The organism is Marinobacter xestospongiae (assembly GCF_023156385.1).
Lineage (GTDB): Bacteria > Pseudomonadota > Gammaproteobacteria > Pseudomonadales > Oleiphilaceae > Marinobacter > Marinobacter xestospongiae.
Genome location: NZ_JAKZAK010000010.1, coordinates 59668 through 85921, shown reverse-complemented (window position 1 = coordinate 85921; position 26254 = coordinate 59668). Strand labels below are relative to the sequence as shown.

Annotated in this window: 20 protein-coding genes and 2 tRNA genes; 9 read left to right on the top strand and 13 right to left on the bottom strand. The window is 61.2% G+C overall.

The features are described 5' to 3' along the window. From MLD24_RS09410 to alaS, 5 genes are all read right to left on the bottom strand, one after another. Positions 1 to 77: transfer RNA gene (locus tag MLD24_RS09410), tRNA-Arg, on the bottom strand. A gap of 62 nt (positions 78 to 139) precedes the next feature. Next, positions 140 to 229 (bottom strand) — tRNA-Ser (locus tag MLD24_RS09405). A 129-nt stretch (positions 230 to 358) separates the two neighbouring features. Then, positions 359 to 556 (bottom strand): carbon storage regulator CsrA, encoded by a 198-nt coding sequence (gene csrA, locus MLD24_RS09400; RefSeq protein ID WP_227171533.1) that lies wholly within the window; start codon positions 554 to 556, stop codon positions 359 to 361. A gap of 177 nt (positions 557 to 733) precedes the next feature. Further along, a complete protein-coding gene (locus MLD24_RS09395; RefSeq protein ID WP_227171534.1) occupies positions 734 to 1966 on the bottom strand; it encodes an aspartate kinase in 1233 nt (410 codons plus the stop codon). Between the two features lie 74 nt (positions 1967 to 2040). Further along, positions 2041 to 4668, bottom strand: coding sequence for an alanine--tRNA ligase (gene alaS, locus MLD24_RS09390; RefSeq protein WP_248166432.1), 2628 nt, complete (start codon positions 4666 to 4668; stop codon positions 2041 to 2043). 272 nt (positions 4669 to 4940) lie between these two features. Here alaS and MLD24_RS09385 point away from each other — a divergent pair, with 272 nt between their 5' ends. After that, on the top strand, positions 4941 to 5480 hold the full coding sequence (locus MLD24_RS09385) for an RDD family protein (protein ID WP_227171536.1): 540 nt from the start codon (positions 4941 to 4943) through the stop codon (positions 5478 to 5480). 22 nt (positions 5481 to 5502) lie between these two features. On the opposite strand, the gene lptG is transcribed toward MLD24_RS09385, so the two are convergent. Beyond that, a complete protein-coding gene (gene lptG / locus MLD24_RS09380; RefSeq protein ID WP_248166430.1) occupies positions 5503 to 6564 on the bottom strand; it encodes an LPS export ABC transporter permease LptG in 1062 nt (353 codons plus the stop codon). Continuing rightward, the gene (gene lptF / locus MLD24_RS09375) at positions 6557 to 7660 is read right to left on the bottom strand and encodes an LPS export ABC transporter permease LptF (RefSeq protein WP_248166428.1); all 1104 of its coding nucleotides are present in this window, start codon (positions 7658 to 7660) and stop codon (positions 6557 to 6559) included. The genes lptG and lptF overlap by 8 nt, the downstream gene beginning before the upstream one ends. Positions 7661 to 7960: 300 nt before the next feature. Here lptF and MLD24_RS09370 point away from each other — a divergent pair, with 300 nt between their 5' ends. The 3 genes from MLD24_RS09370 to MLD24_RS09360 all read left to right on the top strand — a co-directional run bounded on the left by MLD24_RS09370 (position 7961) and on the right by MLD24_RS09360 (position 10225). After that, the gene (locus MLD24_RS09370; RefSeq protein ID WP_248166426.1) at positions 7961 to 9451 is read left to right on the top strand and encodes a leucyl aminopeptidase; all 1491 of its coding nucleotides are present in this window, start codon (positions 7961 to 7963) and stop codon (positions 9449 to 9451) included. Next, positions 9441 to 9917, top strand: a complete 477-nt coding sequence (locus tag MLD24_RS09365; RefSeq protein ID WP_248166424.1) for a DNA polymerase III subunit chi — start codon at positions 9441 to 9443, stop codon at positions 9915 to 9917. Before MLD24_RS09370 ends, MLD24_RS09365 begins: the two co-directional genes overlap by 11 nt. Positions 9918 to 9982: 65 nt before the next feature. After that, positions 9983 to 10225, top strand: coding sequence for a hypothetical protein (locus MLD24_RS09360; protein WP_248166423.1), 243 nt, complete (start codon positions 9983 to 9985; stop codon positions 10223 to 10225). A 28-nt stretch (positions 10226 to 10253) separates the two neighbouring features. On the opposite strand, the gene MLD24_RS09355 is transcribed toward MLD24_RS09360, so the two are convergent. After that, positions 10254 to 11039, bottom strand: coding sequence for an adenosylcobinamide amidohydrolase (locus MLD24_RS09355; protein WP_248166421.1), 786 nt, complete (start codon positions 11037 to 11039; stop codon positions 10254 to 10256). A 42-nt stretch (positions 11040 to 11081) separates the two neighbouring features. Here MLD24_RS09355 and MLD24_RS09350 point away from each other — a divergent pair, with 42 nt between their 5' ends. From MLD24_RS09350 to MLD24_RS09340, 3 genes are read left to right on the top strand one after another with little or no spacing between them, the layout of a single operon-like run. Further along, complete coding sequence (locus MLD24_RS09350) at positions 11082 to 13934, top strand: valine--tRNA ligase (RefSeq protein ID WP_248166419.1); 2853 nt, start codon at positions 11082 to 11084, stop codon at positions 13932 to 13934. Between the two features lie 3 nt (positions 13935 to 13937). Next, complete coding sequence (locus MLD24_RS09345; protein WP_248166417.1) at positions 13938 to 14876, top strand: ketopantoate reductase family protein; 939 nt, start codon at positions 13938 to 13940, stop codon at positions 14874 to 14876. A gap of 26 nt (positions 14877 to 14902) precedes the next feature. Next, positions 14903 to 15460, top strand: a complete 558-nt coding sequence (locus MLD24_RS09340; RefSeq protein ID WP_248166415.1) for a cob(I)yrinic acid a,c-diamide adenosyltransferase — start codon at positions 14903 to 14905, stop codon at positions 15458 to 15460. Between the two features lie 20 nt (positions 15461 to 15480). Here the strand turns inward: MLD24_RS09340 and MLD24_RS09335 are convergent, their stop codons facing one another. From MLD24_RS09335 to MLD24_RS09320, 4 genes are all read right to left on the bottom strand, one after another. Next, positions 15481 to 17508 (bottom strand): methyl-accepting chemotaxis protein, encoded by a 2028-nt coding sequence (locus MLD24_RS09335; RefSeq protein WP_248166413.1) that lies wholly within the window; start codon positions 17506 to 17508, stop codon positions 15481 to 15483. A 251-nt stretch (positions 17509 to 17759) separates the two neighbouring features. Next, complete coding sequence (locus MLD24_RS09330) at positions 17760 to 18650, bottom strand: histidine kinase (RefSeq protein ID WP_248166411.1); 891 nt, start codon at positions 18648 to 18650, stop codon at positions 17760 to 17762. Between the two features lie 4 nt (positions 18651 to 18654). After that, a complete protein-coding gene (gene ampD, locus MLD24_RS09325) occupies positions 18655 to 19233 on the bottom strand; it encodes a 1,6-anhydro-N-acetylmuramyl-L-alanine amidase AmpD (protein WP_248166409.1) in 579 nt (192 codons plus the stop codon). 126 nt (positions 19234 to 19359) lie between these two features. Next, the gene (locus MLD24_RS09320) at positions 19360 to 21759 is read right to left on the bottom strand and encodes a DUF1631 domain-containing protein (protein ID WP_248166407.1); all 2400 of its coding nucleotides are present in this window, start codon (positions 21757 to 21759) and stop codon (positions 19360 to 19362) included. A gap of 368 nt (positions 21760 to 22127) precedes the next feature. Between MLD24_RS09320 and nadC the strand changes: the two genes are divergently transcribed. Together nadC and MLD24_RS09310 are read left to right on the top strand one after the other, a co-directional pair. Next, a complete protein-coding gene (gene nadC, locus MLD24_RS09315; RefSeq protein WP_248166405.1) occupies positions 22128 to 23006 on the top strand; it encodes a carboxylating nicotinate-nucleotide diphosphorylase in 879 nt (292 codons plus the stop codon). A 106-nt stretch (positions 23007 to 23112) separates the two neighbouring features. Next, a complete protein-coding gene (locus tag MLD24_RS09310) occupies positions 23113 to 25863 on the top strand; it encodes a bifunctional diguanylate cyclase/phosphodiesterase (protein ID WP_248166403.1) in 2751 nt (916 codons plus the stop codon). Between the two features lie 39 nt (positions 25864 to 25902). Here MLD24_RS09310 and MLD24_RS09305 read toward each other — a convergent pair whose 3' ends face one another. Continuing rightward, a complete protein-coding gene (locus MLD24_RS09305; protein WP_248166402.1) occupies positions 25903 to 26232 on the bottom strand; it encodes a YqcC family protein in 330 nt (109 codons plus the stop codon). Between the last annotated feature and the right edge of the window lie 22 nt (positions 26233 to 26254).

Sequence of the window (26254 nt, the reverse complement as noted above, 5' to 3'; positions counted from 1 at the left end):
TGGCGCGGCTGGGAGGATTCGAACCTCCGACCGCCTGGTTCGTAGCCAGGTACTCTATCCAGCTGAGCTACAGCCGCCGATATCAAAAACCTGTTGGGTGCTAAACCAACTGCCTCAACTTTTCTTCCGCAAAAGAAAATGGCGGAGAGGGAGGGATTCGAACCCTCGATACGCTAACGCGTATGGTTCCTTAGCAGGGAACTGGTTTCAGCCACTCACCCACCTCTCCTTGAGAACGGGGCGTATACTACCACGAAATTTTTGTTTTCATAGGGTTGACGCAAAATTTTTTTAAATTCGTTTCCCAGACAAAGAAAAAGGCCGCTCAGGTTTCCCTTGAGCGGCCTTTTAGAGCTGGCTAGCGATTGCCGTTCGGCTCATCAGAGTCTGTTTTCTCACTCTGGATACGCTGGTAAATCTCTTCACGGTGTACTGCCACTTCTTTCGGAGCGTTCACACCAATGCGTACCTGATTCCCCTTAACCCCCAGTACCGTCACGGTGACCTCATCACCGACCATCAGGGTTTCGCCAACTCGGCGAGTCAAAATCAACATGTCCTTTACTCCCTTTTCAGAGCTACCAGTTCCGACGAATATCACTTTATATAAGTTATAGTGGGCAAACTCATCGTTTGAAAGGCGAACAACCACTTATACGTGATTCCCGCCTTTCCGGACCAGGAATTCAACCCTTGTTATTCCACTGCGGCCGGACCCCACACGAATGTCGGATCAGGCCTCGCCCTCAGGCTTATCCAGTTCAAACGCACTATGCAGGGCGCGAACCGCAAGCTCAAGATACTTCTCATCAATTACTACAGAAATTTTAATTTCAGATGTTGAGATCATCTGGATATTGATGCCTTCATGGGACAGCGCCTCAAACATTGTAGTCGCTACCCCGGCATGAGACTTCATTCCCACACCAACAATGCTCACTTTGGCGATCTTGTTGTCACCACTGACTTCCCGGGCACCCAGCTCGGCAGCCACCCGTTCCAGCACGTCGTTGGCGCGTTTGAAGTCGCCACGATGTACCGTGAAGGTGAAGTCGGTGCGATTGTCGGCGCCCACATTCTGGACGATCATGTCAACATCGATGTTGGCGTCGCTGACCGGTTTCAGGATACCCACAGCGCTGCCTGGGGTGTCGGGAACGCCCGAGATGGTCAGCTTGGCTTCATCACGATTAAAGGCTATGCCGGAAACAACCGGTTGTTCCATGACGTCGTCATCCTCAAGAGTAATCAGGGTTCCACCACCGTCCTGGAAACTGGACAGGACACGCAGCGGCACATTGTACTTGCCCGCGAATTCCACGGAGCGAATCTGGAGCACCTTGGAGCCCAGGCTCGCCATCTCAATCATTTCTTCAAAGGTAATGCGGTCCAGGCGACGGGCACTGTCCACAACCCGCGGATCAGTGGTGTACACCCCGTCCACATCGGTGTAGATCTGGCATTCATCCGCCTTCAGCGCCGCTGCCAGAGCAACCGCGGTGGTATCGGAACCACCCCGGCCCAACGTGGTGATATTGCCGTGCTCGTCGGTGCCCTGGAATCCAGCCACCACCACCACGCGACCTGCGTCCAGGTCTTCCCGCATCCGCTGCTCGTCAATCTGGCGGATACGCGCTTTGGTGTGGGTGCTGTCGGTCAGAATGCGAACCTGGCTGCCAGTATAGGAACGGGCCTCACAGCCACGTTTCTGCAGAGCCATGGACAGCAGTGCAATGGTGACCTGCTCGCCAGTAGACACCAGCACGTCCATTTCCCGCGGCGTCGGTTCTTCCATGATGTCGCTGGCCAGTCCAATCAGGCGATTGGTCTCACCGCTCATGGCGGAAACCACCACCACGACATCATGACCTTCTTTGCGGAACCGGCAGACCTTCTCTGCCACCGCCTCTATTCTCTCGGTAGTGCCGACCGAGGTACCACCGAACTTCTGAACCAAAAGAGCCATTTTTCTTCCGTCTTGCTATCACCACCCACGACGGACACCCAGTGCCGTCAACCTGTATTCACTGCGCCAAGTGGTCAGGCGATTGTCTGCTCAACCCAGGCCGCAACACCTTCCAGCGCGGCCGGCAGCTTGGCGGGGTCATTACCGCCACCCTGGGCCATATCCGGACGACCGCCACCCTTGCCATCCACCTGGGCAGCAAGGTGCTTCATCAGATCACCCGCCTTCACGCGACCGGTAGCGGACTTGGTCACCCCCGCTACCAGGGTCACCTTGCCATCCTCGACACTGGCCAGCACCACAACGCCCTCACCCAGCTTGTTCTTGAGCTGGTCTGCGGTTTCCATCAGCGCCTTGCGGTCGGCACCTTCCAGCTCTGCCGCCACGACCTTGAGACCACCCACCTCAACGGCCGATGCCGCCAGGTCGGAGCCAGCAGAGCTGGCGAGCTTGGCCTTGAGCTGATCGAGTTCTTTCTCCAGCTGACGGTTACGTTCTACCGTGGCCTGGACCTTGTCGATCACCGAATCCCGGCCGCCTTTCACCAGCTGAGCCGCCTCTTTCAGCTTCTCTTCAGTCTGATCCATCCAGGCCAGCGCATTAAAACCGGTAACGGCCTCAATTCGACGGACGCCAGATGAAATGCCACCTTCGGAGACAATCTTCAGCAGACCAATATCGCCGGTACGGGCAACGTGGGTTCCGCCACACAGCTCCACCGAGTAGCGATCGGTCCCCATGCTCAACACCCGCACGGTGTCGCCGTACTTCTCACCGAACAGCGCCATGGCGCCTTTTTCCTGGGCGCTTTCCATGTCTGTGATGTCGGTTTCGACCGCGGTGTTGGCCAGGATCTGCTCATTGACCTCACGCTCGATCTCTTTCAGCTCGTCTGCGGACACCGCCTCAAAGTGGGAGAAGTCGAACCGCAGCTTGTCCGGATCAACCAATGAGCCTTTCTGGGTCACATGCTCGCCCAACACCTTGCGCAACGCCGCATGCAGCAGGTGTGTTGCGGAGTGGTTCAGGGCCGTGGCCTGGCGACGAACGTGATCCACCCGGGCATCCACTTCCAGCCCCGGGAACAGCTCACCCTCAATCACCGTACCGATGTGGATATGGTGATCACCTTCCTTACGGGTGTCAGCAACCTGGAATCGGCCGCCACTCCAGGTCAGCAGGCCGGTATCGCCCACCTGGCCACCGGACTCAGCGTAAAACGGGGTTTTCTCAAGCACTACAATGGCCTCATCACCCGCCTGGGCCGGCTTTTCCTCACCATCGACGATGACGGTGCGAATGGTTTCGTGGCCATCCACCCGCTCGTAGCCGGAGAATTCGGTCTTGCCTTCAAGCTGCAGGCCGGCGTTGTAGTCGATACCAAACTTGCTGGCAGCCCGCGCACGCTCACGCTGGTCGTTCATGGCGGCTTCATAGCCGTCGTAGTCCAGGGTCAGGCCGCGCTCCCGGGCAATGTCGTTGGTCAGGTCCACCGGAAAACCGTAGGTGTCGTACAGGGTAAAGATGGTCTTGCCGGGAATGACCGTTCCCTCAAGGTCTGCAATATCCTGCTCCAGCAGGCGCAGGCCCTTGTCGAGGGTCTTGGCGAACTGTTCTTCTTCCTGCAGCAGTACCCGTTCAATCTGAGCCTGGGTGCGCGCAAGTTCCGGGTAGGCTTCGCCCATCAGCGACACCAGCGCCGGTACCAGCTTGTGGAAGAAGGTACCCTGAGCGCCCAGCTTGTTGCCGTGACGGGCCGCGCGACGGATGATGCGGCGCAGGACAAAGCCGCGACCTTCGTTGGACGGCATCACGCCGTCGGCGATCAGGAAGGAGCAGGAACGGATGTGATCCGCCACCACCCGCAGAGACGCTTCGGTGGTGGCCACGCCGCCAAGAATCCCGGACGCGGCTTTCAGCAGGTCCTCGAACAGATCGATCTCATAGTTGCTGTGAACGCCCTGGAGCACGGCGGCAATCCGCTCCAGACCCATGCCGGTATCGACAGACGGCTTGGGCAGCGGCAGCATTTCGCCCTCGGCGGTGCGGTTGTACTGCATGAACACCACGTTCCAGATTTCGATGTAGCGATCGCCGTCTTCCTCCGGGCTGCCGGGGGGTCCACCGGCAACGTCCGGACCATGGTCGTAGAAGATCTCGGTGCAGGGGCCGCAGGGACCCGTATCCCCCATCTGCCAGAAGTTGTCAGAGGCATAGGGCGCGCCCTTGTTGTCGCCGATGCGGATGATCCGCTCCTCCGGCACGCCCATTTCCTTGCTCCAGATATCAAAGGCCTCGTCGTCGGAGGCGTAAACGGTTACCCAGAGCTTGTCTTTTGGCAGTTTCAGCCACTGATCACCGGTGAGGAAGGTCCAGGCAAAGTTGATCGCCTCACGCTTGAAGTAGTCACCGAAGCTGAAATTGCCCAGCATTTCAAAGAAGGTGTGGTGACGGGCGGTGTAGCCCACATTTTCGAGATCGTTGTGCTTGCCGCCGGCCCGCACACACTTCTGGGCGGTGGTGGCCCGGCTGTAATCGCGCTGCTCCCGGCCAAGGAAGACGTCCTTGAACTGGTTCATGCCGGCATTGGTGAACAGCAACGTGGGATCGTCGGCAGGCACCAGCGAACTGCTGGGTACCACGGTGTGTCCCTGTTGTTGGAAGAAGTCAAAAAATGCCTGTCGCAACGCTGCGGTTTTCATAGAGAAGTGCCCTGGTCCACGTATCAACCGTTCGATGAATAAGATTCATTCCTGATAGCGCCACCAAAACAATAAAAAGGCCCGGGGAAGGCCGTCGTCCGGCGGCGCAAATCCGCTACTCTAGCATAGGCTGAACAGCGGAAAAACGGATTCATCACCGCGAGCGGGGAATGATTCGGCAAGGTATACTCTCGCCCTGATTCCATGTCTCCCGCAGCGATCCCGGGTCACCGGCACCACGGCGGGGCGAAACCACAATCCAGGAGTATTCGATGCCACGCCGCTTTCACGACGAGGACATTCTGCTGCCACCGGCCACCCTGACCCGCCGGTTGCTGGCCATCATCTATGACGGACTGATCTGCATTGCGGTATTGATGGTGACCACCTGGCTGTACACCCTGGTGGCGGCCTGGGTGATGGGCTTCGACCAGTATGAGGCGAAGATGGAAGCGGGTACCCTGGAGGCCGATCCGGTACTCAGCAGCCTTCTGTTCGTGGTGCTGTACCTGTTCTTTGGTTACTTCTGGACCCGCTCCGGACAGACCCTGGGCATGCAAGTCTGGCGCATCCGGGTGCAGAATCTCAACGGCATCTCCATCAGCTGGAGCCAGTCCCTGAAGCGCTTCATGATGGCAGCCGTCGCCCTGTTTGGCGCCCTGCTCTGCCTGTACCACTGGGGCAGCTGGAGCCTGATCATCCTGGCGCCCGCCGTGGGCCTGGTGTTCTGGCCGTTCCGGGGAGAATCTTTGGTGGATCGGGTCTCGAAAACCCAGGTGGTCCGGGTGCCGAATCCCGACAAGAAAAAATAGTCGTCATCGGCGTGCTGGGTCGCTACCCGGCACGCCGCATCAGCAACACCCCCACCACCGCATTAATCAGGATCGGCACCAGAATGGCCAGAATGGGGGCGAAGCCGAATACCAGACTCATCGGCCCCAACAGATCCTGCATGTACTTGAACAGCAACCCGACAATCAGACCGGTGAACACTCGGAACCCCATGGTGACGGACCGCAGGGGGCCGAACACAAATGAGATGGCCACCAGCACCATCACCGCCGTGCCCACCGGCATCAGCACCTTTTTCCAGAACGCCAGCCAGTAACTCGCCGAACTCAGCTCCTGCTGATCAAGGTAGGACGCGTAGGTAAACAGACCGGACATCGACAGATTCTCCGGTTTGACGATGAGTACACTCAACACCTCTGGCGACAGCCCGGTATCCCAGCGCAGCTGCTGGTGCGCCTCCCGCTCGGTATTCTGGGGATGAAAACGCGTGGTCACCGCATTCTGCAGCAGCCAGTGATCACCCTGGTGAATCGCCCGCTCGGCAAACGTGGCCGTGACCATGCTGCGCCGGTCGGTGAAACGGAACAGTGAAACCCCGTGCAGTACGCCGTTGGGCTGCACCGCGTTGAGGTGAATGAAGGTGTCTCCTTCCCGGTGCCAGATCCCCCGCGCCGACGCAATGTTACTGCCGGCGCCCTGGGCCACCGCTTTCTGGCTCTGAGCCATACGCTCAAAGGGCGGCGCCACGTATTCACCAATCAGCAGGCCAATCACCACCACCAACAGCGTCGGCTTCATCGCCGACCAGATGATACGGCGAATCGACACCCCCGCCGCCCGGATCACTGTCAGCTCCGACGAACTGGCCATGGCCCCCAGCCCCACCAGGCACCCCATGAAGGCGCCCAAAGGCAGATAATCGTAGATCCGGCGCGGCAGCGTCATGAACACGTACAGCAGAGCCTGCAGGGTCTGGTAATCGGCTTCCGCATCATCCAGCTCGGCGATGAAGGCGAAGATCAGGTCCAGCGACAGCACCACCATCATCACCAGCAGCATGGCGCCGCCGACGGTACGCATCACATAGCGGTCGAGCTTACGCATGGCGCGCGCCCTCCCGGGTCAGCCGCCGGCGATGGAGCCAGGCCGGCCCGAACTGCAGCCACAGTCCCAGTGCCAGGAACAGGGCGTGAACCCAGAGCATGCCAATCCATTCCGGTACCTTGCCGTCCGCCAAGGCGTCCCGCGCCACGATCAGCAAGCCAAGATACAGGATGTACACCAGCATGGCCGGCAACAGATGGAAGAACCGGCCCTGGCGGGGATTGACCCGGCTCAGCCGTACCGCCAGCAGAGTCACGATGGGCACAATCAGCGGTAACGAGAAGCGCCAGTGCAGCATCGCCCGATCCTCGGGACGATCCGACGCCATCAACTCCAGGGTACTGACCGCCTCTTCCAGCTCCCGGTCCCGGGCATCTCCGGCCAGCACCTTGAGACCATAGGCATCGAAGGTGGTGACCTGATAGTCCAGTTGCCCCGGCACGCCCTGGTAGCGCGCGCCCTCCTCGAGAATCAGGAAGCGGCTGCCGGTTTCGCTGTCCACCAACTGAGACCCCACCTCGGCGGTCACGATGCTGATGCCCGGCTTGTCCCGGGAAATCTCGGCAATGAACACGCCCTGAAGCTGACGTTTGTCGTCGCTCAACGCCTCGGTGTAGGTCACCCGCTCGCCGGACGACAGATCCTGGAACCGGCCCGGCGCCAGCATCTCAAACTCGGTGGCTTTGCGCTGTTCATTGAAGATGCGTTCCACCTGCTCCATGCCCCAGGGCGAGACGTACAGGCTCATGGCGCCCACGGCCAGCATTACCAGGCCGCTGCCGATCAGCGTCTGCTTGAGCACCTGACGATCACTGACCCCGCAGGCGAACAGCACCGTCATCTCGCTTTCCAGATACATGCGGCCATAAGCCAGCAGAATGCCAATGAAGTAGCCCAGCGGCAGGATCAGCTCGAGAAAGCCGGGGAAACGGTAGGCCATGATCTGGAACAGCACATCGCCGGCCAGTTCCCCCTGGGCCGCATCGGCCAGGTACTTGATGAAGCGCCCACTCATAAACACCAGCAACAGAATGCCGGACACCGCCAGCATGCTGATCATCACTTGACGGGTGAGGTAACGGAAAACGATGCTCAAGACAGTCTCTTCTGGCCGGAAACTAGGGGGCCTCTGATCAATTCCAAATCGCCCCTGCACACACTGTCCAGTGGCCAGATCCGGAATAAAGGAGCCTCAAAATCAGAGACTCCCAAGGCAACGGAGAAATTGTCGGGTATTCTATGTAACCTGATCGACGAATGACAGAGCCGCACCGCCTCCCCGCCAGGCACCGGCCGGGTATCGGTCGCGCATCCCTTGATAATTGCCCGCGCCACCCTAAGGTTAGGATCTATCCATCGAGGGAAATGAAGCCCCAAAACACACTCAGGAGTTGTCATGAATTTCACGCTGAGCAGTAAAGCCGTATCCAGTAGTAAAGCAGACTGCGTTGTGGTCGCCGTACCCGAACAGGGAGACTGGCCGGAATCCACCCAGCAGGTTGATGAAGCACTGGGCGGTCTGCTCAAGCAGCTGGTCAAGAGTGGCGACATCAGCGGCCGCAACGCCACCACGCTGATGATTCCGGTCAGCGGCCAGCCCTGGCCCCGGGTTCTGGTGGTCGGCAGCGGCAAGGATGCGGATCGCAATCCCACCAACTACCGCAAGGCGCTGATCGCCGCTGTGGGGCAGCTCAAGGACGGTGCCGCCGGCAACGTTCTGCTCGCCCTTGCTGACAGCGCAACCACTGGTGACGACCAGGCCAGCTCCGAGGCCGGACGTCTGAGCCTGATTGGCCGCACCCTGGAAGACCAGCTCTACACCTTCCACGATTACAAGAGTGAGAAGCCCAAGCCACGCAAACTGAAAAAGGTGACGGTCAGCGCCTCGGCAACCACCAAGGCCCTCAAGAGCGCCTTTGAACTCGGCCTGGCCACCGGGCGCGGCATGAACTTCACCCGCGACCTGGGCAATACCCCGCCCAACATCTGCCATCCGACCTGGCTGGCCAAACAGGCCGAGAAGCTCGCCAAGGACTTCGGCAACATCAAGACCGAAATCCTGGACGAAAAGGAAATGAAGAAGCTGGGCATGAACACCCTGCTGTCTGTGGCGGCCGGCAGCAAGCAGCCCGCCCGCCTGATCGTGATGGAGTACCGTGGCGGCAAGGCCAAGGACAAGCCCCACGTTCTGGTTGGCAAAGGCATCACCTTTGACAGCGGCGGCATCAGCCTCAAGCCCGGCGAAGGCATGGACGAAATGAAATACGACATGGGCGGTTCCGCCTCTGTCTTTGGTGCCATGCGGGTGCTGGCGGAAACCCAGCCCAAGATCAACGTGGTTGCGGTGATTGCCGCAGCGGAAAATATGCCGGATGGCGGCGCCACCCGTCCCGGGGACATTGTCACCTCCATGTCCGGCCAGACGGTGGAGATCCTCAATACTGACGCCGAGGGCCGTCTGGTGCTGTGTGACGCCCTTACCTACGTCAAGCGTTTTGATCCGGAGACTGTGATCGACCTGGCCACCCTGACCGGCGCCTGCATCATCGCACTGGGTAACCACGCCACCGGCCTGCTGAGCAACGACGACGCCCTGGCCAACGAACTGCTGGCCTCCGGCGAACGCGCCTGCGACCGCGCCTGGCGCCTGCCGCTGTGGGACGAGTACCAGGCTCAGCTGGACAGCAATTTTGCCGACATGCAGAACATTGGTGGCCGTCCGGCCGGCACCATCACCGCCGCCTGCTTCCTGTCCCGGTTCACCAAGGAGTACCGCTGGGCCCACCTAGACATCGCCGGTACCGCCTGGCACTCCGGCAAGGCCAAGGGCTCATCTGGCCGACCGGTACCGCTGCTGGTCGACTACCTGATGTCTCATGCCGGCTGATTCCGGCAACCAGCACCAGGGTGAACGGAACCAGGCCTACTGGTTCCACATCCTCGCCAAGAACACACCCGCCGCCCGCAATCTCCATGCGGTGCGGCTGGTGGACAAGGCCTGGCAACAGGGGGACCGGGTCTGCATCGTCTGCGACAGCAGCCAGCAGGCCCAGGATCTGGACGACCTGCTGTGGCAGTTCAACCCGGACGCCTTCATCCCCCACAGCATCGTGCCGGACACCGCCACCACCTGTACCGACCCGGTGGGCATCCTGCTGTGCCCGCCCGTCGCCGAAGACTGGGACACCGTGGTGGTGCTGTCAGCCACCCTCCCCGCCGACGCCGACCGTTTCAAACGCCTGGCCCTGGTGGCCCACAACGACCCCGCCGTCCTCAACCAGGCCCGCTCCCATTTCAAGCAGCTAAGGGCGCTGGGCATCGAACCGCAGGTGCATGATTTTCGAAAGCGGTAGTGGGAATCAGCGAAACGAGCCATCTACCACCCGGAAAACTGTATTCAAAAACCCAGGCTGCAAAGATGAACAAAAACATCGGCTGGAAACAAGGAGAGCCCTTTTTCGAAGGGCTGTATCTGACTGCCGTTCGTTTTCCAAATGGTTTGGGTCAACTGGACCTGATGTTCTGGGAGAACCGGCAATGGCTCACCTACGACAGCAAAGACCCCATTCACGATTACTGCCGGGTCGTGGGCTTTGCATCTACCAGCGATATCATTCAGTTCTGTCGCGGTAACTGGCCCCAATGGGATGACGAGGACTGACCCCGATCACGTACGAGCGGGCGGAGTTCTAACAGTTACTGATCGACGCCTCCAGCGCCGCCATCATCAACTGGGCCGAGCGTTCGCCCAGCAGGGTGTGCTTGCCGGCCCAACGCTCTTCCCCACCATGACCGGCGACAATCACTGTTGCATCGGTCCCGGTGCCCGTGGCGAGCTGACCAGACACCGGGCTGGTAATGCCCAGTTTCTGCAAGGTTGCGCATTTGGCTTCGGTGAGCACCATCATCAGTTCCACCATGGTGGCCGGGCTCAGGGTCAGACTGGTGACCAGCACCGTGTTGATGGTGCCCGGTGGTGGCGCCAGCTCGCCCTGCCAGTCATGGGGATCGCCGGCCCGGCGGGCATTGTCCAGACCACAGGTCAGCCACAACGCCAGGCTTTCCCGGTGGTAGCGACAATGCCGGTGGCGCAGAGAGCCTGGCCGCGCGGCGGTCATCATCCCCACCGTGGTGCCCGGCCACCCCGCCGCCGTGGCGTAGGCCTGCAACGAGACGTCGGGAGCTTCAGCCACCGGCTGACCGCTTACGTGCAGGTTCAGCACCTGGTCAACGACCTGGAAACCACCGTTCAACGGCGCCGAACTCAGGCACGGCCGCGGCCGGTCAAAACCCAGGTATAGATGACGCTCACCCACCAAGGGCCGAATGGCGGCCCCGCCCAGATCATCCTGCTCCGACAACGACTTTCTCCCCTGTCTTGCCGCGACGGTCACCACCACCACCTGCTGACGACGGTGGCGCCCTCCGGAGGGTTCGCCGCACCCTTCCAGAGCATGTATAATTGCGGCCTTCAAACTTTCGATTTTCACCAACCAACGCGGTCATCAGCACAGCCCATGGAAAAAACCTACCAGCCAGAAAACATCGAGCGCCAGTGGTACGAGAACTGGGAATCCAAAGGTTACTTCCGCCCTTCCGGTGAGGGTAATCCCTACACCCTCATGATTCCGCCTCCCAATGTCACCGGCAGCCTGCACATGGGTCATGCGTTCCAGCACACCATTATGGACACGCTGACCCGTTACAAGCGCATGCAGGGCAATAATACCCTCTGGCAGGTAGGAACGGACCATGCCGGCATTGCGACCCAGATGGTGGTGGAACGCAAGCTGGCCGTCGAAGAAGAGAAAACCCGCCACGACCTGGGCCGGGATGAGTTCATCAAGCGCATTTGGGACTGGAAAGAGCACTCTGGCGGCACCATCACCGGCCAGATGCGCCGCCTTGGCAACTCCGTGGACTGGGACCACGAACGCTTCACCATGGACGACGGCTTCTACAAGGCGGTTCAGGAAGTGTTTGTGCGTCTTTACGATGACGGCCTGATCTACCGCGGCAAGCGGCTGGTGAACTGGGACCCGAAACTGCACACCGCCATCTCTGACCTGGAGGTGGAAAACAAGGAAGAAAAGGGGCACTTCTGGCACCTGCGTTACCCGCTGGCCAATGGTGCCACCACTCAGGACGGCAAGGACTACCTGGTGGTTGCCACCACCCGTCCAGAAACCATGCTGGGTGACACCGCCGTCGCCGTCCACCCGGATGATGAGCGCTACCAACACCTAATTGGCCAGAAGGTGCTGCTACCTCTGGTCAACCGTGAGATTCCCATCGTGGCCGACCACCATGCCGATCCGGAGAAAGGCAGCGGCTGCGTGAAGATCACCCCGGCCCACGATTTCAATGACTACGCGGTTGGCAAGCGCAACGCGCTGCCGATGATCAACGTCATGACCCAGGACGCCAACATCCGCGCCGTCGCCGAGGTGTTCAATTCTGATGGCAGCGCCAATGACGAGATCGACGGCACTCTGCCTGCGGCCTACGCAGACAAAACCCGCGAGGAAGCCCGCAAGCTGATCGTCGCTGACCTGGAAGCCGCCGGCCTGCTGGAACAGGTGGAAGACCACGTGCTCAGCGTTCCCCGCGGCGACCGTTCCGGCCTGATCATCGAGCCGATGCTGACCGATCAGTGGTTCGCCGATGCCAAGACCCTGGCCAAGCCCGCCATCGAGGCGGTGGAAGACGGCCGCATCGAGTTCGTGCCCAAGCAGTACGAGAACATGTACTTCTCCTGGATGCGCGATATCCAGGACTGGTGTATTTCCCGTCAGCTGTGGTGGGGACACCGCATCCCGGCCTGGTACGACGCCGACGGCAACATCTACGTCGGTCGCGACGAAGCCTCGGTACGCGAGAAATACAACCTGGCCGCCGACCTGGAACTGAGCCAGGACGAGGACGTGCTGGACACCTGGTTCTCCTCCGCGCTGTGGACTTTCGGCACCCTGGGCTGGCCGGAAATCACCGAACGCCTGAAAACGTTCCACCCCACTGACGTGCTGGTGACCGGCTTCGACATCATCTTCTTCTGGGTTGCCCGGATGATCATGATGACCATGCACTTCATGAAGAACGAGGACGGTACCCCGCAGGTTCCGTTCAAGACCGTCTACGTCACCGGCCTGATCCGCGACGAGCATGGCCAGAAGATGTCCAAATCCAAGGGCAACGTGCTTGACCCACTGGACATGATCGACGGCATCGACCTGGACGCCCTGCTGGAGAAGCGCACCGGCAACATGATGCAGCCGCAGCTGGCCGAGAAGATAGGCAAGCGCACCCAGAAGGAATTCCCGGAAGGCATTGCCGCCCACGGCACCGATGCCCTGCGCTTCACCCTGGCGGCCATGGCCACCACCGGCCGTGACATCAACTGGGACATGAAGCGCCTGGAAGGCTACCGCAACTTCTGCAACAAGCTGTGGAACGCGGCCCGCTACGTGCTGATGAACACCGAAGGCGAGGACTGCGGCGTCAACGACGAGCCGGTGGAGCTGTCGCTGGCGGATCGCTGGATCATCAGCGAACTGCAGCACTGCGAGCAGGAAGTCGCCCGTCACCTGGAGCAATACCGCTTCGACCTGGCGGCCTACGCGCTCTATGAGTTCATCTGGAACGAGTACTGCGACTGGTACCTGGAGCTGTCCAAACCGGCGCTGAACGACGAGACCGCCAGTGCCGAGGCCAAGCGCGGCACCCGTCGTACCCTGGTGCGTGTGCTGGAGGCCGTGCTGCGGCTGGCGCATCCGATTATGCCGTTCATCACCGAAGAGATCTGGCAGCGCATTGCGCCCCTGGCGGGCAAACAGGGCGACAGCATCATGCTGCAGCCTTACCCGCAGCCTGACAGCAGCCGCAAGGATGAGTCGCTGACCGCCGACATCGAATGGCTCAAGGGCGTGATCGTTGCCGTGCGCAACATCCGTGGCGAGATGAACATCTCCCCCGCCAAGCGGATTCCGGTCCTGCTGCGGGGCTCCAGCGCCGACGATCAGCGCCGCATGAACGACAACCGCCAGTTCCTGATCTCCCTGGCCAAGCTGGAGAGCCTGGACTGGTTCGACGGCGCCGAAGCCCCCATGTCCGCTACCCAACTGGTGGGTGAGATGGAAGTGCTGGTGCCGATGGCCGGACTGATCGACAAGGCCGCCGAACTGGCGCGTCTGGACAAGGAACTGGAGCGCCTCAACAAGGAAATCGGCCGCCTGGAAGGTAAACTGGGCAATGAGAAGTTCACCGCCAAGGCGCCCGCCGAGGTGGTGGAGAAGGAGCAGGAGAAGCTCCGCGACGCCCAGGGCAGCCTGACCCGCCTCAGCGACCAGCGTAAAGCCATCGAGGCGATGTAAGCCATGCCGGCACCGCGCCACCAGGCGCTCTCCCCTGGGGAGGGCAGCATCCTGATCCTGGGGGCCGGCGCCATGGGACGTCTGTGGGCAGCATCACTGCCCACAGACACCACCCGGTTGCTGGCAAGACCGGGACAGCCCGCCGACACCGACACCTTCCGTTTCCAGCCCGTCGACGGCCCCGAGCAGCTTCGCACGGTGAGCGTCCGCCCCGCGGCTGAGGCCAGCCAGGCGGAACTGCTACTGGTCACCACCAAAGCCCACCAGACCCTGGATGCCCTGGCCGAACAGCTTCCCCTGCTGCCGCCAACGCTGCCCATCGTGCTGTTCCAGAATGGTCTTGGCAGCCAACAGGCCGTGGCCGAGACCTGGCCGGCGCACCCGGTGCTGGCCGCGGTCACCACCGAGGGCGCCAACCGTCCGGAACCGGACCTGACGGTGCACGCAGGCCTCGGCCAGACCTGGATCGGCGCGATCAATCCGGCGGGCCAGAGGCATCTGGATGCGGTCACTCAACGCCTCGCCCACAGCCCTCTCAGGGTCCAGCCGGAAGCCGATATCCAGTCCCGGCTGTGGCGGAAGCTGGTGGTCAACGCGGGCATCAACCCGTTTACTGCCCTGCTGGACTGTCGCAATGGCGACATCCTGGCGCAGCCTCTGTACCAACACCATATCGACGGGCTGTGTCAGGAGCTCTCGGCGCTGATGGCGGCCGAAGGCCTGGCGACTGACCCGCCAGCACACCTGCGTGCCACCATCGAACAGGTGGCCCGGGCAACGGCCCGGAACATCTCTTCCATGCGCGCAGACGTAATGCAGGGACGACGCACCGAAATCGACTACATCAACGGCTACGTCACCCGGCGCAGCCGGGCCCTGGGACTGCCCTGCCCGGTCAACGCCATGCTAACCGAGAAGGTCAGAAACCTGGCCAACGGCTGATCTGCAACCTAGAAAGGATCAACACCATGGGAAACCGACTGTCCAAGATCTACACCCGCACCGGCGATGACGGCTCCACCGGTCTCGCCGACGGCAACCGGATTGCCAAGAATGCCCAACGCGTGGAAGCCATGGGCACCGCAGACGAGCTGAACTGCCACCTGGGGCTGCTGATCGAGTGTCTGGACGGTGACGATGCCCTGCTGGAGACCCTGCGCCGAATCCAGCACCACCTGTTTGATCTCGGCGGCGAGTTTGCCATTCCCGGCAGCCAGGTGATCGGTGCAGACCATATCCAATGGCTGGAAGACACCCTCGATGAACACAACGCCGACCTGCCCCCGCTGAAGAACTTCATTCTTCCGGGCGGTTCACCGGCCGCGGCCCAGTGCCACATGGCCCGGGCGGTATGCCGTCGGGCGGAAAGGGTGGTGGTGGCGCTGAGCCATGAGGATTCCATCAACAGCGCAGCGCGGCAGTACCTGAACCGGCTGTCGGATCTGCTGTTTGTCATGGCCCGGGTGCTGGCCCGACGGGAGGGCGCCGAAGAGATTCTGTGGGAGCAGAAAAAATCCGCGCTCTGACGAGCACGGATTGTCTATAGTCAGACCCGAAACGCCTCTACCAGCCGCTGCAGGGATGCCGTCAGATCAGACATCTCGCGGGAGGCTCCCAGGGTCTCCTCGGCGTTGGCGGCCGTGCGCTGGCCAAGGGTGCCAATCTGCTCTACGTTGACGTTGACGTTCTTGGTCACCGCCGACTGTTCCTCAGCGGCCTGGGCAATCTGGTGCCCCATATCGACGATGGCCGCGATGCCCCGGGTGATCCGATCCAGTGCCTCGGTCACCTCCGAGGACTTGGCCACCGTGGCCTCGGTCACTTCGTGGCTGTTGGTCATGGCATCCACGGCGTCTTTGACACCGTTCTGCAACCGGGAAATCATCCCCTCGATCTCTTCCGTCGACTTGTGGGTGCGCTGGGACAGCGAGCGAACCTCATCCGCCACAACCGCAAAGCCACGTCCCTGCTCGCCCGCCCGGGCCGCCTCGATAGCGGCGTTGAGAGCCAGCAGGTTGGTCTGCTCCGCAATGGCCTTGATCTCCACCAGCACCTGGCTGATGCTGCCACTATCCTCAGACACCCGATTGATCACCGCCACCGCACCGTTGATCTCGCCAGCGAGGCGGTTGATGGTCTCGACCGTATCGGCCACCACCTGACGCCCGATTTCAGTATCCTGCTCGGCGCTGCCAGCGCTGTCAGACACCCGCATGGCGCTCTCCGCCACCTCCTGCACCGCGCCGACCATCTGCTGCATGGCATCGGTGATCTGGGTGGTTTCATCCATCTGCCGCGCCGACGCCTCGCTGTTCATGGTCGCGGTTTCATGCACCCGGCTGGCCTGACGATCAACGTCGCTGGTGGTGGCAGAAACCGAGCGGATCAGATCCGCCATCTTGCTGGTCATGTTGTTGAACTCGGACGTCAGCTCACCCAGTTCATCGCGGTTGTCGAGCCGGATGGTCACCGTCATATCCCCGGCCGCCACGGTACGGGCCGCGTCGCTGAAGCGGTTGATCGCCGTCCGTACCGAAACAAAGAAGCCAATGTAGAGGTACACCACCACCAGCAACACCGCGGCCAGCGCCAAGAAGATCAGGTTTCGTTGCCGCTGCTCCGCCGCCAGGCGCTGCTCGAGATTGCCTGCCACTATGTCGAAAATACGGGCATGGAGACGGTCGATGGACTGGAACTGGCGCCCCACCACCTGGTTGAAGTCCCGCCAGGGCATCTCCAGTCGCATCGGCACGATGACGTTGGTATCGAGCGTATCCCGCACTTCGGTCAGGCCATTGCTGACGGAAGCCAGCAACTCGGCCTCAGCCGCCAACTGGTCCGACGCACTGGTGGCCACGTTCAGTACCGGCCCCAGCAGTGCCTGACGGTTGGTGAGCTCGTCGAAGACTTCGTTCAGGGCATCACTGAGGGCATAGCCCACCTGCCCTTCAATCAAGGCATAGGCTCCATAGGCCCGGGCCTTGCCCATGGCGCTGCGAGCGTCCTGGGTGGACTCCTCCACCAGCTTGAGCAGCGCCAGGTTCTCGCGGGAAACATCGTGCCCCAGCCCGGAGATCTCCAGAGTTGCAGACAACAGCGCCCGCGCTTTCTGAACAAACTCCTGATAATAGTTGAACTGCGGCGCAATGTTGCCCTGGTAACTGTCTTCCTCGCGGAGCTGGCGCCAGGCCGCTTCCAGTTCGGTGACCTGCTGTCGCCAGTCGCCGTCATCGTCAAACTGCACGTCACTGGCAAGCAGTCCGGCAAACACCTCATCAATGGTGCCGGCGGCTTCTTCAGACAGCGCAAGCAGGCCGTCGTCGTTCTTGATCTTGCCGCCCGAGCGAAAATCCCGGAAGCGGTAGGCCGCATCAACCAGAGTGTCCACCTGGCTCAGTTGGGCAAGGCCTTCCTGTTCACGGGTCAGGGTATCGAGGGATTGGTTGAGCTCACTGACAACCAGGTAGGCAAGGCCACCAATCGGCAGCAGGAAGAGAATACTGATGAGGCCGAACTTGTAGAACATCGGCAGGCGGTTCATCAGGGAGACAGCAGGAAAGATGAGTCTCTTCACGGATTAACTCCCCAGGGCGTGTCTGGATTATTGTTATTTATTTGTATATCGCCGAATTGTCGCAGATCTTGAGCGAAATACATTGTAAATTTTCGACAAAGTTTTGTATTTGCTGTAATAAGTGCGAAAAGCAATGACTTCCGTTGTTCAGCATACCAGCCACACCGTAAGCGCAATTGAGCCAGGACAATCCTGGTAGCGCCCGCCCTGCGTACATTCTTTTGAGTTGGCTGCTGGCCAGTGCACAAACACTACACCACGCCAGCAATGACCAGTAGTGCCAACAGGCAGACCCAGACCAGCATGCTGCGGTTGAGCAGATCACGGATGGCCTTCAGACTGCGGCCGCCGAACTGGAGCCACTCATCGGGATGCAACTCGGAGAACCGCTGCGGGTCGAGGGCAAACCCGGTCAGTGCACTGCTGGCGCCCGCCGCCAGCACAGCCGAGGCCGACACCGCCGGCCGCCCCAGGTACTGACGACCCGACCGCAGCCAACCCGACAGATCCCCGGCAACGCCAAAACTCAGCGACAGCAAGCGCACCGGCAACCAGGCCATCACTTCCACCAGCAGGCTGAAGCGGGACCGGGCTTCCGCATCCGGCCAGTGATCCCGCAGCGCCACCAGGGCACGGGCTAGGAATGCCAGCGGTATGCCGCCAAGCACAAACCAGAACGCCACCAGGAAATAGCGCTCGAAGACGGTCATCATGAACCGATGGCACAGCGACCGGTGCATCTGGTCCGGGGAACTGGCCTGACCGCGCTCACTGGCCGGCAGGCAATCGCGGATGTGATGCCAGGCCGCCTGCATGTCCCCCCGCTGCCAGGCATCGCTGTAAACCTCCAGCCGGCCCTTCCAGCCAGGCAGGCCCATCAGTACCAGCAGCAACCCCAGCTCCAGGGGATACAGCACCGCCGGCCATCCCTGCCAGGTAGCCATCCAGTCCAGATAGAACAGCAACAGCGTCACCAGCGCCACCGCCAGCAAACCGGGCAGATGGCTGCTGCCTGCTGGCGGATGCGACTGCCCACCCAGACGTTGACAGAGCTGGGAGAAGCCCTGTTCACCATCCAGACGGCCAGCGATGTCCAGCCGTCGCCGGATCAGGTACGCCAACAGGAAAATCACCAACGGCATACGGCTACACTCCCCCATCCATGGCGGACAGATCCGCCAGAAAGCGCTGCCAGTCAAACGCGGGACCGGGGTCGGTCTTGCGCCCCGGCGCCACATCACAATGACCGGCGATGCGTTCGGTGGCGATTGCCGGCCAGGCGGTCATGATTTGGCGGGCCACCATTGCCAGGCATTGATACTGGGCGGCGGCATAGGGCAACTCATCGGTGCCCTCCAACTCAATACCGATGGAAAAATCATTGCACTCCTGTTGCCCCTGGAAGCTGGAACGCCCGGCGTGCCAGGCCCGCTCCAGCAGGCTGACAAACTGCACCAGCTCACCATCCCGGCGAATCAGCGCGTGAGCCGATACCTTCAGGTCAGCAATGGTTTCGAAATAGGGATGCTCGCCCGGGTCCAGCTGATTGCAGAAGAACTGCTCGATGGCGTTGCCGCCGAACTGCCCTGGAGGAAGGCTGATGTTATGGACAACCAGCAGGGAGATAGCCGCACCATCTGGGCGCGGACCAAAGTTGGGAGACGGGCACCAACGTGCCCCGGGGAGTCGACCGGTGGACCGCAGGTGAAGGCAGTCGTCCGGCATATCTTGGGTTATCGCGTTCAAGGCTGGTCCACGGTCAGTATCAGGGGCGGATCAGTCTTGATTGAAGCACAAAGGCGCAACCGCTGTCACATGCCAGATGTCACGGACAGCGGACAAAAACCGCCGTTAATCCCGGCGGTTAGTGCGCAGGTTGTCAATAATGGACTCAAGGGCGCGGTCAAAGATCAGGCCATCGTCGAGCATGGTGATCTCTTTGCTGGCCAGGGCCCGGGCCAGTTCTTCCCGTTGCAGCTCAGCGACTTTCGCGCCGTTGCGATTGACGAAGATAAACTTGCCGGTGACTTTGATGTACGCCGCCAGCTTACAGCGGATGCGGCTTTCCTGGCTCAGCAGTTCAACCCAGGACCCCACCGGCAGGTGATCCGCCTTGGCCAACCATTCTTCGGCAATGGCGGGTTCGGTGCTCTCGGCAGCAGTCGCCACAGCAGGCGAAGCCTCTGCCACCGGTTCTGCGCTCGCCGTCACCTCTGGTACGTCCACCTCAGCGACGTCGTCGACTTCCGGAACGTCATCATCAATTAACGGGACATCATCCAACAGATCCACCACCGCGTCTGCAGTCTCGGTGGGCAGGTCTGGCTCGGCAGCTTCCGCTTCAGGTGCCTCGACCTCCGGCTCCGGTTCAGCCGCCACCGGGGCTTCCGGCTCGCTTTCCACAACCGGCGCTTCCGGCTGGGTAACCAGGCGCTGGAATACATCCACATGGGCCAGCTCCAGATCCCGCACCGCATTGTCGGTGGCAAATGGGTCCCAGGAGATAGTCTGGAGACCGTCACGCAGGCCGTCCACGATGGTGGGAATGGTCGCCAGCAGTTCGCTGCGGGTGTTTTCGTCAATGGGCTCCGGATCAACACTCCAGACCAACTGACGGGTCAGCGTCACCGCCCGGTGCCAGACCTCGCTCTCACTGCCTTCACGCAACACCAGCCACTGCAGGTATTTGCACCAGGGTTGCTGCAGCAGGTCCACCACCGGCTGGGGCAGTTCGCGACCGGACAACGTATCGGCCAGCAATTGATCTACCGTCTGCCGGGCCCGCTCCTGGATCGCCCGGCCCTCTTCGGCGTCCCGCAGGCGCTGCTCGATCAGGGCCCGCCGGCGGCGGTCCAGATCCATGAAGCGGGAGAAGTCGTCCAGCAGCGACTCGAGTTCGTCCGGCTGGTCCAGGGACGTTTCAGCCAACTGGTCCACCACCGATTCAATCTTGTCCCGCAGCGGGTCGCGCTGACCGGGCGATTTTTCAACCCAGCCGATGCCGGCCATGGCCAGTTCGTTCAACAGCTTGCGAGCCGGATGCCCGCCCCGGTTAAAGAAACTCTGATCGGTCAGGGCGACCTTGAGCACCGGGATCTGCAGACGGCCAAGCAGGGATTTGATCGGCGACGGCAGTTGGTGATCTTCCAGTATGAAATCAAACAGCATTGACACCAGGTTGATGACATCGCTGTCCACCTGGCGCAGGGAATAGGCAGGACCAGAGTCCGGGCGGATCAGCGATTGCAGCTGATCGGACAGTGACGTGACCGGCTCGTTGTCATCCACAATCATCGGCGGCTGCAACTGGGCCAGCATGCCCATCAATGCCTGGGTGTCCAATGGACGACTATCGGCTGCCGAAGCTTGACCTGTCACCAGCCCTCCCTCTCGTAGTAGTTCAGACAATTCAGAGAACGTCGCCGAACTGTGCCCGCTGGAGATCAGCGATTGCTGGTCGTCGGTCGGCGCTGCCGGCGGCGGCACTGCACCACGGGCACTCGGGGGCGGGGGCGCCCGGCGTCCCTGCTTCGCGGGGCGGCCGGCGCGCCGCAGACGGGCGTCGGTATCGGTCAGTTCCGGCAGGATGCCCTGAACGACCAACAGTTCGTTGGCCTCCCGGTAGAGTTCGTCCAGCTTGCTGATCAGCAGCTGGTCGAACAGCTTGAGCACAATCAGTTTGGCGCGGATATCAATTTCAAGATCACCACAGGCCTCCGCCAGACCGGTACACAACACCTCCGGGCTCAACGGCATCTGCCGGTCCTTGAGGTCAATGTTCGGGACCAGGTGGGCAACCCGGGCCGCCAGCAGTTGAACGGCCTGTTCATGGCGGTTGCGCAGTTTGGTGATCAGGCCGTCGATGGCCAGTTTCTGCTCCATGTCGTCGTGATCCAGCAACGACAGCGAGTCCTGGTCCACCTGATCCAGCCCGGACGAGTTGGGCACCGGATCGAAAGTGCCCAGTTCGTTAAAGGCCTGACTGACCCACTGCAGCATCGAGGACGTCATGTTCTTGCGTCGCAGGCGCAGCTCGCGCATGGCGTCGAAGTAGGCCGTCTGATCCTGATTGGAGCCGGCCTTCTCCGCCATTCCAAACAGTACGTCGTCAGCACTGTCGAAAAAGTCGGACAACACACTGCGCAGTCGCAGACCCGATACGTCCCGCAACCGCACCAGTACCGGCGGCAGACTGAATCGGTCTACCAACCCCTGACTTTTCAAACTGACTACTTTTCGGTCCTGTGTCATCGGACTACTCCGGATCGATGCCCTATATTCGCTTGGTGAGAAAACACGTTTAACAATGATTTACACCGCATTACACATGATATGCCTTCACCCCGTCACCTTGTGTCAGGTTTTGTCACCTTTTGTGAAGAGCGGAACCGGATCACACTCTGAACGAAAATCAGTCGACAATCCGCTCAACCGCGGGGCATGAAAGCGCCCGCTTTCACGACACATCAAGAGCCGACTGACAAATTTCGTCACTCGCTCCCTGGTCACCCGCTAACCAGCCAGCGTTACCATTCGCTCATGCCGGAGACTGTCGCTGACGGCGATGAGGCAGTAGAATCTTGCGCCTCACACGAACCACGGACCACGGACCCGCAACCATGTCATCAGCCTACAGCTCCGCCCTCACTCCCGATATGCTCCGCCAGGCCCGAATCGAGGCCGTGGCTCACAGCCTTCGCGAAGACGTGGGCAGCGGGGATATCACCGCGGCACTGATTCCCACCGACCGCCACACCCGTGGTCGCGTGATCACTCGCGAAGCGGCGGTGATTGCCGGTCAGGCCTGGGTGGATGAGGTGTTTCGCCAGGTGGACCCGTCGGTGACCATCAACTGGCAGGTGCGCGATGGGGACCGGGTGCAGCCGGATCAGACCCTGTTCACCTGCGAGGGTGAGGCCCGCAGTCTGCTGACGGCGGAACGTGCCGCCCTCAACTGGCTGCAGTCGCTGTCCGGTGTGGCCACCAGCTGTCAACGCTATGCCGACCTCGTGGCACACACCGGCGTGCGGCTGCTTGATACCCGCAAAACCCTGCCGGGACTGCGCCTGGCGCAGAAGTACGCGGTCACCTGCGGCGGCTGCCACAACCACCGTATCGGCCTGTGGGACGCATTCTTGATCAAGGAGAACCACATTGCGGCCTGCGGCTCCATCGCCAACGCGGTTCAGAGCGCCCGCCAACTGGCCCCCGGCCGACCGGTGGAAGTGGAAACCGAGTCTCTGGAAGAGCTTGACCAGGCCCTGGCCGCTGGCGCCGACATCGTAATGCTGGATGAATTCTCGCTTGATGACATGCGCACCGCAGTTGCCAAGGCTGGCGGACAGACTAAACTGGAAGCATCCGGCGGTATCAGCAGCGACACGCTGGCAGCGGTGGCGGAGACCGGCGTCGACTACATTTCCATTGGCGCCCTCACCAAGGACATCAAGGCCATCGACCTGTCCATGCGACTGGCACCTTTTAACACACCCAGTTGAGGACTGGTCGCCGGATTCGGGGTTAGCCGCCCGATATACTGGTGTAAAGCTCCCTGTTCACTGAGGTGAATGCCGGGGCGATCAGCACTGAGCAGGTAGGGATACCGTGAACAACGACACAAACACCAACCGACCAACAGGCGGATTACGGCTGATTGCCGATATCGCTGCCTTTCTGTGCCTGGCACTTGCCAGCCTGCTGCTGCTCGATACCTCCCTGCAATCACCCGCCGCCTGGCTGCCCACAGGCTACGCCATCGGCCTGCTCTTCACCCACGGGCGTCAGGCGCTGCCATCGGTGGTGTCCGGCACCTTGCTGGCCGCCCTGGTACCGGCACTGCTCGGGGCCAAAGACTGGGTCCAGGGAATGGAATGGTGGCTGGCGGTCAGCCTCTACACCCTGATCGCGGCGCTGGTCACCTGGCAGGGCTACCGGCGGGTCATGGCCCGGCAATTCCCGCTGGTCCACTACACCGCCTTCCTCTGGTTTCTCGGCACTCTGACCCTGGCAGGCTTCGTTGCCACCCTGCCGTTCCTGGGAATTGGCTACCTCAACGGCGGCACCAACCTGCCGGATCTGCAGCAGGCCATCCTGCAACCCTGGTTCGCCGGCTTCCTTGGGGCGGTCCTGATTGCACCGCTGGTGATGGGCATTCGCCATCGCGGGTTGTTGCTGCGAGCCCTGCGCCGCCATCTTTTCGAGAGCATGGCCTGGTTCGCCAGCCTCGGTTTTATTCTGCTGGTCGTGTGGTACGACCCGCTACAGAACCTCTATCTGATGTTTCCGGTCACCATCTGGGCAGCAACCCGCTTCTCACTGCAAGACGCCATGCTGGCAGTTTCCGGTGCGGGCCTGGCGGCCCTGGCCAGTGCCATTGCCGGCCTCCAGCACGGCCACAGCATGCTGGAGGCCTACCTGGTGATCGAAGGGCTGACCGCCATGATTGTTGCGGCATCCTGTTACGTACGGGTGCTGCTGAAAGACCGCGAACGGATTGAGTACGGCCTGGAAGACGTGGTGGAACAGCGCACCCGTGAACTGCAGATCGCCAACTTCGAGCTCAAGGATGAAATCTTCGTTCGCCAGCAGGCCGAGAAGTCGTTCCGACGCTCGTCCCAGCATTTCCGGGCACTGTTCGAGACCGCCAGCAACCCGATCATTGTGGTGGATGACCAAATTGTCATTCGTCAGTGGAACGGCGCTTCGGAGCAACTGTTCGGCTACAGCCGCGACGAGGCCATCGGTCGCAATCTCAGCACCACGTTCATTCCCGCCGAGCAACAGGACGAGCTGTCCTGGAAAATCCTCAAGCTGTTCAGCAGCGGCCTGACCCAGGAAATCCTGGAAACCGAAATCCACGGCTTCAACGGCAGCCGCCACTTCATCCTCTGGAATCTGAGCCGTCTCAACGACGAGGACGATCCAGGCCAGAGACGGCTGATCCTTATCGGCCAGGACATCACCGAGATCCGCCAGTCCCAGAGTCAGCTGCATTACCTGGCTCACTACGACGTGCTTACCAACACCGCCAACCGGCGATTGTTTGAGGATCGCTGCAAACAGGCCATCAGCAGCGCCATTCGCCACCGTCACAGCTGCGCGCTGATCTGCCTGGACGTGGACCACTTCAAACGCATCAACGACACCCTCGGTCACGATGCCGGCGACCGCCTGCTGCAGGAACTGTCCAACCGGTTGCACACCTGCGTGCGGGAAGAAGACACCATCGGCCGCCTGGGTGGTGATGAATTCGCGGTATTGCTGACCCGGGTGAACGGCGCCGAGGGCTGCGAGAAGGTTGCCCGCTCCATCCTCGAGGCCATCGTACAACCCATCACCGTGCCTGGTGGCGAGCTGGTGATCACCTCCAGTATCGGCATTACCCTGGCCCCCGGTGACGCCCGCAGTTACGAGCAGTTGCTGAAGAATGCCGACATGGCCATGTACCGCGCCAAGAACGCCGGCCGCAACAACATCCAGTTCTTCAGCGCCGACATGAACGAGGAGATGCAGCGCCAGATCACGCTGGAGCGGGAGCTACGCTACGGCATCAACAACAGCCAGCTTGACCTCCACTACCAGCCGGTGTTCCAGGTGCGGGACGGTAAAATCATCGGCCTGGAAGCGCTGTTGCGCTGGCATCATCCCAGTCGCGGCGTACTGGCTCCGGGGGAATTCCTCGATGTCGCCGAACAGACCGGGCTATTGCAGCCCCTCGGGGAATGGATCTGCCACAATGCCTGCCTGCAGGCCCGTGCCATCCAGGCGATGAGCGGCTATCCGGTGAGCATTCGCATCAACCTGTCGTCACGGCAGTACAATCACCCCAGGCTGGCGGAGCAGGTCGATCGCATTATCCAGGACACCCGGCTGGACCCGGCGCTGATGCTGGTGGAGATCGACGAACGCATCCTCAATGATCGCCTGGAGGAAACCGCCTGCACCCTGCATCGGCTGAAAGAGATCGGCGTGGGTCTGGTGCTGGACCGCTATGGCAGCGGCCTGTCTACGCTCAAGCTGTTGCGGGACCTGCCGTTTGACCAGGTCAAAATCGATCAGCACCTGCTGCACCTGGCGCCCAGTGACGAGAACACCCAGGCGATCATCCATACCCTGATCAACCTGGCCCGCCAGCTTTCTCTGACGGTGGCTGCCGCCGGTGTGGAAACCGAGGAGCAGGACCTTTTCCTGCGAACCGCCGGCTGTCATCTGCTACAGGGCCACCGGTTCTGCTCGCCGGTGGCCAGTGGTGAGTTGCCGGACCTGTTTGCCCAGGCCCGGCAGAATGGGCCGATCCTGCCGGAAAACCAGATCCACATGCCCTTCGGTGAGACTCACACCCGACGGGAGCCCTGAAGCCAACTTACGGTAGCATTGTGCCCGCGGCGACCGGCATCATTTCGACAGCAGCCGGTCCATCGCCTCCAGCTCCCGGATCAGCGCCAGGCCGGATCCCTCCCGTGCCCGGAAGTACTCTTCAGCCATCGGCGCCATGCCGGAGACAGATGGCAGCGCCTGCCCCTGCTCCACCAGCCATTTCATCCGCTCCAGGAAGATAAACTGCAACCACTCGGTAAATTCCAGCGTGTCCACGGCGAATGGCTGGGTACTTTGCAGTGCCTGCTCCGACGGGCGCTGGTCTGACCAGGCGTCCAGCCGACGCAGTTCCATCTCGATTCGTAACAGGCAGTCCGCCACCTCAGTGACGTTGGGCTGATGGCTCACAGTATCTCTCTCTTGCTCGACG